Here is a 13,124-nt window from a genome sequence, read left to right as displayed (position 1 = left end):
CTCCTCGGGGTTCGAAACTTGAGGCGTTGCTGCTGTCTGATGACGAGCGGGCGGACTTGAGGCGTGCCAACCACGGGCTGGTGGGGGTGAGCACAGGGCACGCCACTGGTACCGCAGACGCCCGGCGTGGTCGTAGGCAGCGGCCCAGCAGGCCGTCCGGGGAGCGAGGGCGGGCCCCTGCTGCGGGTCTGCGAGGCGGGTTTGGGGATGCTGGCCAAGTCTGCGAGCCGTCGCCGGCGCTCACCCCACCAGGCGCAGGCGCTGTGCGCATGCCCCGACCCGGACACGCTGGCCCCAAGTGAGCTCCACCGCGTCGGTCTCGATACCGTCGCCGAACGCGACAAGGCGCTCCGACTCGACGGTGAGGGTCAGACGGTTGCCCGCCGCCAGCTCGCCAGCCACCAGCGAGGTGCCGGTGGCGGGGGAGGGCCACGCCTCCCGCACGAACCACACCAGCCGCTCCTCCGTGGGGCCCGGCAGCCGCAAGTCGCCGCCCGCCCCACCGCGGCCCCGCTCCTGCCACACCGACCGGACCCAGCCGGTGGCCCCCGTGCCGGTGCCCACCAGTACCCCGGAGGAAGCCTGGGCCTCGACGGCACCGCGTCCGTCGTCGAGACCCAGGCGGTAACGGGCGGTCTGGTGGCCGGCGGCGCCCACATAGATCTCGTTGAGTGCCAGCAGTCGCTGGCTGTCGTCGGCGACGGCTTCGACCATGGTCAGCTCGGTGGTGCCGGTGCCGGTGCCGGTGCGGGCGGCCAGCGCGGCGGCCAGGAACATCCGCGCGTCGGCGGGCCGGTGGCGGACCAGGACGCCCGGGTTGCGGCCCGGGTCGGCGTCGACGCCCACCACCGGCTGTCCCGTCAGGTACTTGGCGACGTTCGCCACCAGCCCGTCCTGGCCGACGACGACCACCACGTCCTCGGGGGCGAACAGGAACCGGTCCAGGTCCCTTCGCTCCACGTGACTCTGGCGCCACGTCAGGGGAATGGCGGCCGTCACCTCCACGAGCGCGCGTCTGGTGCGCCGGTGACGCTCGGTGATCTCCTCGATGTCACGACCGCGCGACGAGAGAAAGAACGCTGCCTGGCCGTGCGTGCCGTGCCGGGCCACCAACTCCTCGTACTCCGTGGTGCGGTAGACCAGCACGGCCCGCGGGGCCAAGCTCATCCCCGGTCTCCTGTACCGAGCCTCGACAGCAAGCCGGTGACGACGTCCGGCGATATCGTCACGCTGTCGATGCGCGGAAGGTTCTCTGCGAGCCGCGTCCCGGTGAGCGCGTGCAGGGTGGCCACGTCGACCTCTCCATGCACGCGCAGCCAGGCCGCCTGGGCCTGTGCCCGTGCCTCGCCGACCTCGCGCGCCGCTTCCGCCTCGGCACGAGCGAACTGCACCGTACGAGCCGCCTCCGCCTGGGTCAGCCGTTCGGTACGCCGCGCCTCAGCCTCGGCCAGTTTCACCGAGCCTGCGGCCTCCGCCTCCGCGAGGCGCACGGAACGCGTGGCCTCCGCCTCTGCCCGCACCTTGTCGGCGGCCGCGTTCTCCTCTGCCTCGCGCCGGGTGTTCGTACCCCGCTGCTCGACCAGTTGCTCCTCGCGGCGCGCCAGTTCTATCTGGCTTGCGAGTTCGTTCTCCGCGATGGTCCGCTCCCGCTCGACGGCCACCGCTCGCCTCTCGTAAGTCGCCCGGTCGGCCTCCTGTTGGATCTGCTCGCGTGCGGGGGTGCGCAACGCGCGTTCCACCTCCGGCTCGGGGCGCAGTGCGACAACCCGGACTGCCACGATCTCGATGCCGGTGGCCGGCAGCCGCGGTTCTGAGGCCAGGCCCGCCGCCACCCGTTCCCGCACCGCCGTCACACCGTCCATCAGCGCCGACGACAGCGACGTGCGTGCGAGGACGTCCAGCGCGTGCTGCTGCGCCGTCTCCGTCAGCAGCGTACCGAGCTGTTCCAACGGTGCACCGCGCCATACCCCGGTGTCCGGGTCGATGGAGAAGTCCAGGCGGGCGGCGGCTACGGCCGGGTCGCTGATCCGGTACGTCACCGTGGACTGCACCGTCACGTCCTGGAAGTCACCTGTGCGGGCGTGAAAGGTCATGGCCAACTCCCGGTCGTCGACCGGCACTTCTGACAGCGCGGCGCTCAACGCGCGGAACCAGAAGCTGAGCCCCGGCCCGTCGTGCACCAGCTTGCCGGAGCGGTGGTGGCGCACATGCGTCGTCGGGGCGCCGCGCAGATGGCGCCAGCCCAGGCGCCGGATGATGTCGGCCATGAAGGCCCCCAATCGCATTTCTCGTCACTGAGACGATAAAAGGGAAGATAGTCGCACCTCCTCTTGTCGTCAAGTGGACGACAACTGGCATGTGACGCGATGGCAATGCCAGGGGCCGGTGTGCTCGTCCGATGAGCAGGTCTTGCGGCACAGCGTCGGCCGGGGGCGCGGACCGACGAGAGATGCTGCTGCTGGAGAGGCGGCCTGGGCTGGAATGCGCGAGAGAACTTGCCCGTTATGGCGGCGACCGGCGCGTAACGGACGAGGAGTGCCGCGACCGACGCTGGTACTCCCTCCGGTGGCACCCCTTCAGCGCACGCATGCACGAACGTTCTGCGTTCTTCCGGTGTGTCCGTAAAGAGCGACAGTCAGCCAGTTCACCGAATGCGTGGCGGCGTAGCGACGATCGTAGGTGTGGTGCTCACACGAGTTGGTATCCGCGCAGGTTGGACAGGAGGAGGTAACAGTTCTGCATGGACCCGGAGGTGTCGCCGAGGGAGCGGTAGATGCCCCACTTGGGGCGCACGCGGTCGGCGAGGAAGGTGTCGACGCCGGACTTCGAGGCGTCGATGACGGTGGTGGAGCCGTTCTTGATGATCCAGCGCACCGAGCCGGCCGAGCCGTTGTCGATCTTGATCTGGAAGTCGACGTCGATCCATTTGTTGTGCAGGGGTTCGAGGTTGCTGCGGCCGACGAGGGTGTCGCTCTCGAAGAGCTTCAGTTCGATGGTCTGCACCCCGTTCACCCGGCGCAGCGACTGCACGACGATCGGCGCGCTGCCGGCGCCGGGCTGCTTCATCTGCATGATGTGGGTGAAGGTGGTGGTCGCCTTCAGGGAGCTGGGAATGTACATCGAGTAGGTGACCCGCCAGGTCTGGCCCTCGGTCCACTTGAGGTGGTTGCTGCCGCTGCCGTTGCGCAGGCCGGTGACCTCGTGGCGTTGTCGGTCGGTCGAGGTGTCGCGGTCGACCGTGGCCGGCGCGGGAAGGTCGAGAACGCGGGCAAGGGCGGTTGTGACGGCAGCGCCGTGTCCCGGCAGGTGCCTGGAGGCCCAGTCGGCAGCCAGCGCTAGGAAGTCGGCCAGGTCGCGCTCGGCACCGGCGAGCAGGTGGCGGAGTTCGGATACGCACAACTCGATCACCGGACTGTCGCTCTGCTCGGCGTTGACAGTGAGCCGGACGGTGTCGCCGAAGCGCTCCGCGATCGGTGACACGGGGTCGTGGCCGAATCCGAGCAGGCCGCCGTCGTCGACGAACTGGTGCCAGTCGCGCCAGTCCTCCAGCCCATCGCAGCAAACGGGCAGGAAGGTGACGCCTGTGGAGTTGTCGGTGACCCGCAGGCCACCGGCCGCGAAGAGGTTGTCGAACGTCAGCAGTCCGTGAAGGAACGAGTCGAGTGCGTCGACCGGAGGAGGCGGCCGATCGCCGTCGGGGTCGATGTCATTGCAGCTGGCGATGCGCCTCATGGCCGTCCCGACCTCCGCGGGCGAGAGCTCACCGCTGAGAGGCAGAAAAGGCAAACGACTGGACCTCGGCGACAGGCCAGAGGTCGAAGCCGTCAGGTGCGTATATCTCCAGGACGGGCCGCATCACGATCACCCGGCGAAGTGTTCCGCATCCCAGCAACTGCTCCTTGAGGATCCACACGTCTGCGAGATCGGCTGACGTCGCTGTAACCACGGCCCGGACTGCAGCGGAGCGGCCGGAGGGTCCAGCCTGGTACGTGACGCCGACGGAGTCTACGAGGTGGAGCTCGGCTACGACGTCGCGCCCATCGAGGTGTACGTCCGCTGCGAGAACGGCCGCTCCCTGGACGGCTGGCACGAGCGGCTGCGTGACGCCTTCCTCGCCACCATGGCCGACCTCGGCGTGCACGCCGATACGGAGTCGGCCGACTTCCTCGCCGCGATGGACGGCTACCGCGACCGTGACCCGGAGGTGGCGATCGTCGTCTCAGCGGTCAAGGGCGCCCTGGGGCAAGCTCCGCGAGCGCCCGCGCGATGAGGGCTGGAAGCCCGGCGAACCCCGGCGCGCCCTTGCCCGCCCGACCTGGCGGCCCGCCATTCGCGCGGCGGTCATCTCCCGCACCCGGTTCAACCTCCACCGCAAGATCGTCAAGCATGCGGCGTTCACCGTGCGTCGGGGTCGGCATGGGCCTCACAGTGCTGCCTGCCGCTGATGTCGAGCGGCACGCCTTTCGCGAACAGGTGCGGGTGCATGAGCTGCCGGTGGAGGAGGCACGCGCTCAGACCGTCTTCGTCCAGCGCGTCGACACACCGCCGTCGCACCGCCCTGACTCGGTTCCTCACCCATGGGCGAGCTATGGAGCAGATACGCCCGTCCTGCGGATGGCCGGAGGCTCCTCCGCGGTCACGGGCACAGGTTGTTGACGCTGTGGCCGAGAGATCAAGGTGTCCCGAGCAACGTCGCGACGGCTGCGCGAGCATGACGGGCTGGGGCCGGGTCGCCACTGATGCCGGCTGTCACGATGGCCCCTTCGGCGAGGAGGAAGACTGGTTCGACCACCGGCACCCCGGTGGCGTGGACCCACACGGCGATCTGGTCGTGGAATTCCTGCTTGTGTGACCGGACTTCGGCCAGCACCGCTTCGGACGACGAGCCGAGTTCGCCGTGGGCGTTGACCCAGGCGCATCCGCGGAAACCGGGCTGTGCGAACCACTCGGCAAGCCAGTCGAATATCGCGAGTACGCGCTCGCGGGGATCCGGGACCTGTTCCACGTGGGCGGCCAGGTCTCCTCTCCACCGTTGGTCGCGACGTTTGAGCATCGCCACGACGAGATCCTCCTTCGCCGCGAAGAACCGGTAGATCCGCTTCAGCGGTAGACCGGACGCTGCGCGCACCTCATCCATTCCGACCGCTTGGATGCCTCGCTCGTAGAAGAGCCTCTCTGCTGCGACGAGCAGCCCTTCACGGTCCAGGCGGTTCTGTTCCTCGGTGATGGGGGCCGGCATCGGGTCTCCTTGACTTTGAGAACGACCGTTCCCTATCTTAGTCCCACCGATGGAGAACGCTCGTTCTCGACGCGAGGAGGCCGCAGTGCCGGAAGATCGCCCGCCCTACCCCCCGTTCACTCGGGAGACCGCCCTGCAGAAGGTCCAGACCGCCGAGGATGCCTGGAACACCCGCGATCCCCAGAGGGTGGCTGTGGCCTACACGGCGGACTCGACATGGCGGAACCGGGACACTTTCGTCAGTGGCCGCGAGGAAATCGTCGCCTTCCTGACACGGAAGTGGGAGCGCGAACTGGACTACGCGCTACGCAAGAACCTCTGGGCGTTCCACGAGAACCGGATCGCCGTCCGCTTCCAGTACGAGTGGCACGACACGGAAGGCCAGTGGTGGCGCAGTTACGGCAATGAACTGTGGGAGTTCGATGAGCGAGGCCTTATGCGGCGCCGGGAGGCGAGCATCAACGACATCGCCATCTCCGAAGCCGACAGGCGCATCCACGGTCCTCGGCCCGCGGACGCCTACGGGCTCGACATCCCCCTCCAGTAACACCCGCCTCCACGTCCCCCCAACCCGGGTGACGCTTGGAGGGGGGTGACAAGGCCATCCGTCCCGCGCTGAAGCCCAACTGGGCAGCCAGTCGAGTGCCTGCCCGCCCGGCCGGCGCGAGCCCTACTCGCTCCAGGGCGCGATTGAGCCGCGTGGTGAACCATGTGTGCGGAGCGGCGAGCCGCGAGAACGGCTCGGCGAATGTCCGGGGCGGGCAGTCCGCCGCTCCGCAGATGAAGGGCCAGACCGAGGTCGGTAAGTCCTGCGCCGGGGGCCCCGTCACCAACACGTCGCTACCGGGGAGGCGCATCAAGGTGCCCGTCCAACCACTGAAGCCTTCGATCAGCACTCGTGTCACTCGTACATTGCCAGGCTTATTGTCCGAAACGTGACCGTCGTCGCCTCCAACCATTTCGCTTTCCTCTTTGTCTGACATGGCGTAGATGTGCAGTTCACGGAAAACGGAGGGGGTTGCTCGCCGATGAGACGCTGGGTAACGGCTTTGGCGGCGCTGGCACTGGTACTGGCGGGAGCAGGCACTACGTCGACTGCCGCTGCCGCGCCGCAGGGGACGGCTTGCGAGGCAGGCTGGGGGAGTATGGCGAAGGCCGCACCGGGATCGATGGCGATGACCGGTTCCCTGACGGATGTCAGGACCGGCCGGCATGCCTGTTATGACCGGATGGTTATCGATATCCCGGGCATGACGACGTCAGACCCGGCCCTGTACTGGGTTCAGTACGTCCCCGGTTTCGCCCATCCCCCGTCCCAGACCGGTATCCCGGTGGCCGGAGGGGCGGTCATCGAGATCGAGTTCACCGCGCCGGTCGACGACTCGCAGTACCGCGTCGGGCTCGCGGATCCGCTGCCAGGTCTCGCTTTCGGCAGCTACGGGACCTTCCGGGACGCCAAGTTCGGCGGTTACTACGACGGAGGGACCCACATCGGACTCGGTGTCCGGGCCAGGCTGCCGTTCCGGGTGATGGTGCTGCCCGACCGACTGGTAGTGGACGTGGCGCACAGCTGGTAGCCGAGCAACTACCAACATCCGTGTGTTGGGCCGCCGCCGGTGGCCCAGCAGGTGCAGGAGCCCGGTGCACCGGTGGGGGCGGGGTACTTCCATGTTCCATGCCCGCCGACGGGAGTTGAGCATCGGTCGTTCTCCCGGTGAGTACGAGCAGGGCGTGGAAGACGGCGGCAAGGACCTCGAGGGTCGCCGGCCGCTTCGGCGTCCTCGATCAGCGGCCGCGGCCGCGTCCGCGTGAAGGCCGCGAGCACTGCGGGCATCAGGCCGGGTCTGCCCTGGTCGCGAGGTGGCGGTAGCCGGCCAGCCGCTTCAGGTTCGCCGTCGGCACCTCATCCAGCTGTGCCAGGCGCCGATGGCTCCAGCCGATGTCCGCGCATGCCGCAGCCACCGCCTGCGCGGCCTGCAGGGCGCGTTCACCGCCGGTGTCGGGGCGGCCGGGGCAGTCGGCCAGCAGGGCGGTGCCGTCGGCGTTGCGGGCGAACAACTGCGCCATCCAGGAACGCACTTGTCCCCCGGTGGTTGCGCCACAGCAGCCGTACTGGCCGTCCGCCATGCCGGATACCCGCGGGTCGCGGTCCAGGGCCATCAGCTGCGTACGCATGGCGTTCGATCCGGCGGCACGTGGCGCCCAGTGGTGGCCGACCACCACCGGCCCGGCCCCCACCGCCGTCCCGGCACCACCGGGAGCCGACACCGGATCGAGGTCGTCGAACGCGACCGCGAGGGCGGCGTCCGCCCACCGCTGCTGCAATGCCAGCAACATCGGCCTCTTTGATGCCGGCCTACTGACAGCGGCAATGCTCAGAAAGCAGTGACCTGCCCATGGGGGTGCCTCGTGTGTGTCAATTTCCCCCAGCGGTGTCTTCCTCCGGCGCCACGGGCGTGCCGTCCGCTTCGGCGTCCAGGGCGGCTAGCCGGTCCCGGACCTGCTGGACGCTGCGGGGCAGTGCCTGCTGTTCGGCGTGGGCGAGCGCGCGGACCCAGTCGGCCCGGGCGGCCTCCGAGGCGCCCATGGCCAGGCGGGTGTCGCCCAGGCGCATCAGCGAGCCCACGAGGTTCCTGTGGTCCCCCACCTCCTCGAACACCTTCAGCGCCCCCTTGTAGGCGGCCTCCGCCTCCTCGTATCGGCCGAGCAGATGGAGGGTGTAGCCCAGGCTGTCCCAGCAGATCGCCTCCCGCCACGGCGCGTTCAGGGCCTGGAACAGGGCGAGGGCCTCCTCGCAGTGCACGAGGCCCACCTCTGGCCGGCCCAGGCTGGAGTGCAGCCAGGAGAGCCCGTTGAGGCTCTCGGCCGTCCACACGTCGTCCCCCGAAGTCCGGGCCAGCACGAGCCCTCGCTCGGCGGGCACCAGCGCCTCTTGGATCCGGCCGAACCGATACAGCGCGCACGCCGTGCTGTAGTGGGTGCGAGCCTGCTCACCGACCGCGTCGATCTCCTCGAAGAGCGCGGTGGCGCGTTGCAGGTGGTCCAGGGCCTGTTCCTGGTGGCCGAGGTGCCCGTGGATGCTGCCGAGGCTGTGGTGGCAGCGGCCTTCCTCCAGACGGTCGGCCCGGCGCCGGGCCACTTCCAGGGCGGGGGTCAGCGCGTTGATCGCCTCGGGCCAGAATTCCCGGCGGTTCAGGTGCTCCTTCAGCGCCCAGGCCAGCCCGGTGATCCGGCGATCCAGTCCTTGGCCGACAGCGGTGTGCAGCAGGCCGCTGAGCACCCGGTGTTCGGCGGTGAGCCAGCGGTCCGCCTGTTCCACGGTGGTGAGGTCTTCCGGGGCGACGCCCGTACTCGGTGCACCGAGGTCGATTTCGGGCAGTATGTAGTGCTTGAGCAGGCGGTTGGCTGCATGGGCGGTGAACATGTAGTGGTCCAGGACCCGCAGGGTGGCGTGGTGGCGTTCCTCGGTGGTGTCGTGGGTGTGGGTCAGTTCGGTGGCGTAGTCGCGCAGCAGGTCGTGCAGGGCGAAGCGGCCGGGCAGAGGCTGTTCCAGGAGGCAGGAGCGGGTCAGTTCGGCGAGGAGGCGGCGGGTCTGGGCAAGGGGGAGTGCGGTGAGGCCGGCGGCGGCCGGGGTGGTGATGTCGGGGCCGGGGTGGAGGGCCAGGAGGCGGAAGAGGCGGGCGGCGGGTTCTTCCAGGGAGTGGTAGGACCAGGAGAACACGGCCCGGACATCGGTGGTGGTGTCGGAGCCGGTGAACGCCTCCAGTCCACCGGAGGCGTGGCGCAGGTCGTCGGCGATGGCGTGCAGGGGGAAGGCGGGGTCGAGTTCGGCGCGGGCGGCGACCACGGCCAGTGCCAGGGGCAGCCGCCCGCACAACCCGATGATGTCGTCCGCGGCGGTCGGCTCGGCGGCCAGGCGTTCCGCTCCCAGCCGCCGCGCCAGCGTCTCGTGGGCCTCGGCCGGTGAGGGCAGGGGAAGGGTGAGGGGCTTGGCGCCGTCGGTCGCGATCAGGCCGACGAGCTGGTTGCGGCTGGTGACCAGGGTGAGGCAGCCGGTTCCCGCGGGCAGCAGGGGGCGCACCTGTTGCTCGTCGCGGGCGTTGTCCAGGACGAGCAGGACGCGGCGACCGGCCAGCAGGCTGCGGAACAGGGTGCTGCGGCCGGGGGTGTCCTCGGGGATGCGCGGGGCGGGGACCCCGAGCGCGGTGAGGAAACCGTGCAGGGCGTCACCGGGTTCCACGGCGGGCGCGTGCGGGTGGAACCCGCACAGATTGACGAAGAGCTGCCCGTCTGGAAATGAGGACGCGATCTGGTGGGCATGGTGGACGGCGAAGGTGGTCTTGCCGACACCGGGAGCGCCACCGATCACCACGACGGGAGCACCGGCCGACCCCGGCCGCCCCGGCGCACCGCTCGCCGCGGACAGCCATGCGCTCTCGGTCGTCCGTCCCGCGAACACCGGTAGATCATTCGGCAGTTGGGCCGGACACGCCGAAGGAAGTTGCTCGATTCCATCGCCGCTCGCGGTCGGGGCGCCGCTCTCACCGGACGGGGCCGCCGCGGCGTCGGGTGCGCCAGTGGCCCTGGCGGGGGGTGTGCCGCCGACGGGTGTGGTGCTCTCCCCCTCTTTCGGAGCACCGGACCCGGCCGGTCCGGGCGCACCACCTCCGTCCCCGGTGCCCGCACCGGGGCCGGCTGTCGTGCCCGCTGTCCCGGTTGTTCCCGGCTGGGGCAGTGGTGGCAGGTCGTGGCGGAGGATGCCGTCGTGGAGGGCGCGCAGTTGGGGGCCGGGGTCGAGGCCGAGTTCGTCGGCGAGGAGTCGGCGCAGGTCCGCATAGCGCTGCAGTGCCTCGGGGTGGCGGCCGGCTATGTACAGGGCGCGCAGCAGCAGGGCCCAGCCGGTCTCGCGCAGCGGGTGCTCCACCGTCAGTTCGCGCGCCGCCTCCACGGCCTCCACGGTCCGCCCCTGAAGGAGCAGGGCGGTGGTGCGTATCTCCCGCACGCTCTGGCGCAACTCCGCCAATCGCGCGGCTTCCTGGGCGGCGAACAGGTGGTGCGCGGCGTCGGCGAGCGCGGCACCGCGCCACATGTTCAGGGCCCCCTCGGCCTCCTGCACCACGTGACCGGTCCGGCCCTGCTCCAGCAGCCGGTGCGCCCGGGCGGCAGCCCGCTCGAAACGCACGGTGTCCCGGCTCCCGGGCGGGACGCGCAGGGCGTAGCCGGCCGGTTCGGTGACCAGTACCCCGAACGCCCCCCGCCCGCGCAGGTGCGGGGGTTCCAGGACCGCGCGGACCTTGCTGACGTGGGCATGCAGCGAGGCCGTCGCCCGGCCCGGTGCCCGTCCCGGCTCCGGCGACCACAACTCCTCGCACAGTGTCTCGGGAGGGACCGCACGGCCATCGGCGAGCAACAGTCGGATCAGCAGCAACCGCTGCTTGCGCCGCCCCGGATCCAGCACGACGCCCGCCCGCCGCACCAACAACGGACCCAGCAACCCGAAATCAAGCTCGTGCTCCACAACCGTCACTATCCCCCTGCTATCCCGCTCAACGGTGCTACCACCCGCACACGTGACATGCGGACTCGTGAGCGTTTCGCTCTCCGGAGACCTGCGTGACGGCCGCGACCCCCGTCGCGACCTATCCGCCCGGAAAGGCGGCTCGCAGACAACCGGAGTGGTGAGGACCTCGTCGTCCCTTCGCCCTTACCGAAAAGTGACGTTAGCAGGAATCCGTATACAGCCCGGTCCGCTGATGCGGTCAGCCAGGTCCACCGCGGACTGCAGGCCTGGTCCGTAGAGCATCGTGAATGCCACCGTCGCTCACGCGACGTCGGCTGTGGCGATGCCAGAGGCTCCCGGGCTCGCATCCACGGGCACTTGCTCCGCTCTACGCAGAATTGCCGAAGTGGGCAATGTCGCCGGGGGAGAGGTCCGGGCGGGCCCGGTACCAGCGGACGGGATGGCGCCAGCGCCCGGCGTTGTCCCGGGCGGCATCGACGCCGACCTCCACCACCAGCTCGGGCCGCACGAGGGTGACGGTCAAGGTCTCCCTGGTTCCCCATCCGGCGGAGAACGTCCAGCCCGTCCACGGGTGCCCTATCGCGGCAGGGGCCAGCATTCCGGCGACAGCGCGGCCGGCCGCCTGCGGCAGCGTGGTGGTGCGGCCGGTGTACTCAGTCGCCCGCCCGCGTCGTAACGCCCCAGCAGCAGAGTCCGGGGCGCCGTCAAAGGCCCGGTGACCGCGCCGACGATCGCCTCCTGCGTCTCGCGCACGTACTGGTGAAGAGGCATTAATCCGAACCTGCGCTATTCCCCATCTGATCACGGCCTGTTGGGTTTGACGGTGGCCGACAGGCTGGCATGCCTCGACGGTTGCGCCCCGGTCCTGGTTGAGGTCGGCCTCTGCAGCGGTAGACGGGCTCAGGGGCGAGCTCGCCGCTGTCGTGCCCATGCCTCATGCTGTCCCATGCGTTGATGAACCGAGGGAGGCGACATGACCGAGGACGAAGGGGCCTCCCCCTGAGTGGTGGACACGCTGATACTGGATCTGCTTGATCCGGAGGAAGCGAGAAGACCGCCGATGGCGATGAAGGACTACTCGGACGAGTTCAAGGCCGATGCCGTGGCCCTGTACGAGTCCACACCCGGGGCGACCTACAAGAGCATCGCCGCTGACCTGGGCGTCAACCGGGCGACCCTGCGTGAGTGGGTGCTGCGGGACCGTGAACGCCGTGGCGTCACCGCTGCGGCTGCGAAGCCGGGCGCCCGGCCTCGAGAGGCGGTGCCGTCCGCTGATCCGCACGAGCGGGTGCGGCAGTTGGAGGCGAGGGTGGACGAGCTCGAGGCGAGTGAGCTTAAGCTCGCCACCGAGCGGGACATCCTCCGCAAGGCGGCCAAGTATTTCGCCGGAGAGACGAACTGGTGATCAGCCGCTTCCAGTTCGTTGACGACCACCGGGACACCTACGAGGTGAAGCGGCTCTGCCAGGTCCTGGACCACCACGACGCGTTCACCGCGCTGTGCACCCCCGACCGCGACCGGGCGCGCGACGGCGGCCGCAGCACCCCCGACCACTTCCGCTGCCACCCGGCGTGCGCGAACATCAGCCGCACCGGCAGCCCAATCACCGCCCTGCGGGCCAAGGTCGCGCAGATCGACGCGGACGCCGACGCCGGCCTCGACCCCTACCCCATCGCCGCCCGCGAACAGCAGCGCAAGGCCCACCTCAACGCCATCATCCGACGCCACGACGCCCAACAGCCAGCCGCCACCGAAGTCGAGGAACGACGATGAACACCCCCGCCGCAGCCGCCCCCGGCCCGCGCGACGGCGCGGCGCTGGCCGAGCTCGTCGGCGAGGCACTCACTCACGCCCAGGGCCACGCCGACACCGAGGACGCCGCCGAGATCAGAGCCATCACCGACGCCATGGTGCGCCTGCTGATCGGCGCCCCGCTGCACTCCGACGGCAAGCTGACCATCGTCTTCTTGGCCACCGAAGCCGGACTGCGCCGCAACAAGCTCACCCACAAACACACCGGCCTCAAGGACCTGTTCTACGGCCTGGTCAAGGCCCGCACCCCCGTCCCCGAAGCGCTGCCTGACTCGGCGCGGGCCCGGGCGGCCAAGCAGCAGCAGGACCTGGCCCGCGTCCGCGCCGAACGCGACGATCTACGCGGACAGGCACAGCTCCTCGCCCGGATCGTCCACGTCCTGGAGATCGAGAACAGCAAGCTCAAGGAGACCAACGCGGCCCTGGAGCAGCAGGTGGCCACTCACGCCTCCGTCCCCGACCTCACCAGCCGGCGGCGCCGGCCCTGACCCCGACGTCAAGGCCGAACGGCGTCCTACAGGTCGAAGGCGCCGCCTCGATGAGGATGAGCAA

Annotated in this window: 9 protein-coding genes and 4 pseudogenes; 6 read left to right on the top strand and 7 right to left on the bottom strand. The window is 69.8% G+C overall.

All coding sequences use genetic code 11. The features are described 5' to 3' along the window. Positions 1–240: 240 nt before the first annotated feature. From QQS16_RS01525 to QQS16_RS01515, 3 genes and pseudogenes are all read right to left on the bottom strand, one after another. Positions 241–1,167, bottom strand: a complete 927-nt coding sequence (locus tag QQS16_RS01525; protein WP_286059731.1) for a hypothetical protein — start codon at positions 1,165–1,167, stop codon at positions 241–243. Beyond that, complete coding sequence (locus QQS16_RS01520) at positions 1,164–2,267, bottom strand: SPFH domain-containing protein (protein ID WP_286059729.1); 1,104 nt, start codon at positions 2,265–2,267, stop codon at positions 1,164–1,166. Before QQS16_RS01520 ends, QQS16_RS01525 begins: the two co-directional genes overlap by 4 nt. Positions 2,268–2,688: 421 nt before the next feature. Next, positions 2,689–3,240, bottom strand: a pseudogene (locus QQS16_RS01515) (polysaccharide lyase family protein); the annotation flags it as partial. A 722-nt stretch (positions 3,241–3,962) separates the two neighbouring features. Between QQS16_RS01515 and QQS16_RS01510 the strand changes: the two are divergent. Continuing rightward, positions 3,963–4,400, top strand: a pseudogene (locus tag QQS16_RS01510) (telomere-associated protein Tap); the annotation flags it as partial. Between the two features lie 272 nt (positions 4,401–4,672). Here QQS16_RS01510 and QQS16_RS01505 read toward each other — a convergent pair. Then, positions 4,673–5,239, bottom strand: coding sequence for a TetR/AcrR family transcriptional regulator (locus tag QQS16_RS01505; protein WP_286059726.1), 567 nt, complete (start codon positions 5,237–5,239; stop codon positions 4,673–4,675). Positions 5,240–5,324: 85 nt separating this feature from the next. Here QQS16_RS01505 and QQS16_RS01500 point away from each other — a divergent pair, with 85 nt between their 5' ends. Next, entirely contained in the window at positions 5,325–5,786 is a 462-nt protein-coding gene (locus tag QQS16_RS01500; RefSeq protein ID WP_286059725.1) for a nuclear transport factor 2 family protein, read from the top strand. A gap of 481 nt (positions 5,787–6,267) precedes the next feature. Further along, a complete protein-coding gene (locus QQS16_RS43810) occupies positions 6,268–6,816 on the top strand; it encodes an AMIN-like domain-containing (lipo)protein (RefSeq protein ID WP_286059723.1) in 549 nt (182 codons plus the stop codon). Positions 6,817–7,072: 256 nt separating this feature from the next. Here QQS16_RS43810 and QQS16_RS01490 read toward each other — a convergent pair whose 3' ends face one another. From QQS16_RS01490 to QQS16_RS01480, 3 genes are all read right to left on the bottom strand, one after another. Beyond that, positions 7,073–7,576 (bottom strand): hypothetical protein, encoded by a 504-nt coding sequence (locus QQS16_RS01490; protein ID WP_286059722.1) that lies wholly within the window; start codon positions 7,574–7,576, stop codon positions 7,073–7,075. A gap of 79 nt (positions 7,577–7,655) precedes the next feature. Then, on the bottom strand, positions 7,656–10,757 hold the full coding sequence (locus tag QQS16_RS01485; RefSeq protein ID WP_286059721.1) for an AfsR/SARP family transcriptional regulator: 3,102 nt from the start codon (positions 10,755–10,757) through the stop codon (positions 7,656–7,658). A 370-nt stretch (positions 10,758–11,127) separates the two neighbouring features. Further along, positions 11,128–11,283 (bottom strand): ATP-dependent DNA ligase, encoded by a 156-nt coding sequence (locus tag QQS16_RS01480; RefSeq protein WP_286059719.1) that lies wholly within the window; start codon positions 11,281–11,283, stop codon positions 11,128–11,130. A gap of 537 nt (positions 11,284–11,820) precedes the next feature. Between QQS16_RS01480 and QQS16_RS43805 the strand changes: the two are divergent. The 3 genes and pseudogenes from QQS16_RS43805 to QQS16_RS01465 all read left to right on the top strand — a co-directional run. Next, positions 11,821–12,072: pseudogene (locus QQS16_RS43805) on the top strand (transposase); the annotation flags it as partial. A 27-nt stretch (positions 12,073–12,099) separates the two neighbouring features. Further along, positions 12,100–12,233: pseudogene (locus QQS16_RS43800) on the top strand (IS3-like element ISRhosp5 family transposase); the annotation flags it as partial. A 296-nt stretch (positions 12,234–12,529) separates the two neighbouring features. Next, a complete protein-coding gene (locus QQS16_RS01465; RefSeq protein WP_286059715.1) occupies positions 12,530–13,060 on the top strand; it encodes a hypothetical protein in 531 nt (176 codons plus the stop codon). Positions 13,061–13,124: the final 64 nt, after the last annotated feature.

Origin of the sequence: Streptomyces sp. ALI-76-A, assembly GCF_030287445.1 — a bacterium.
GTDB lineage: Bacteria > Actinomycetota > Actinomycetes > Streptomycetales > Streptomycetaceae > Streptomyces.
Note: the sequence above shows the minus strand (reverse complement) of the source record. Positions and strands in the feature narration are given on the sequence as shown.

What these genes read in the sequence shown, in the direction of transcription:
- QQS16_RS43810 (WP_286059723.1), top strand. Translation starts at nt 6,268, where the DNA reads ATGAGACGCTGGGTAACGGCTTTGGCGGCGCTGGCACTGGTACTGGCG.
- QQS16_RS01520 (WP_286059729.1), bottom strand. Translation starts at nt 2,267, where the DNA reads ATGGCCGACATCATCCGGCGCCTGGGCTGGCGCCATCTGCGCGGCGCC.
- QQS16_RS01525 (WP_286059731.1), bottom strand. Translation starts at nt 1,167, where the DNA reads ATGAGCTTGGCCCCGCGGGCCGTGCTGGTCTACCGCACCACGGAGTAC.
- QQS16_RS01505 (WP_286059726.1), bottom strand. Translation starts at nt 5,239, where the DNA reads ATGCCGGCCCCCATCACCGAGGAACAGAACCGCCTGGACCGTGAAGGG.
- QQS16_RS01465 (WP_286059715.1), top strand. Translation starts at nt 12,530, where the DNA reads ATGAACACCCCCGCCGCAGCCGCCCCCGGCCCGCGCGACGGCGCGGCG.
- QQS16_RS01490 (WP_286059722.1), bottom strand. Translation starts at nt 7,576, where the DNA reads ATGTTGCTGGCATTGCAGCAGCGGTGGGCGGACGCCGCCCTCGCGGTC.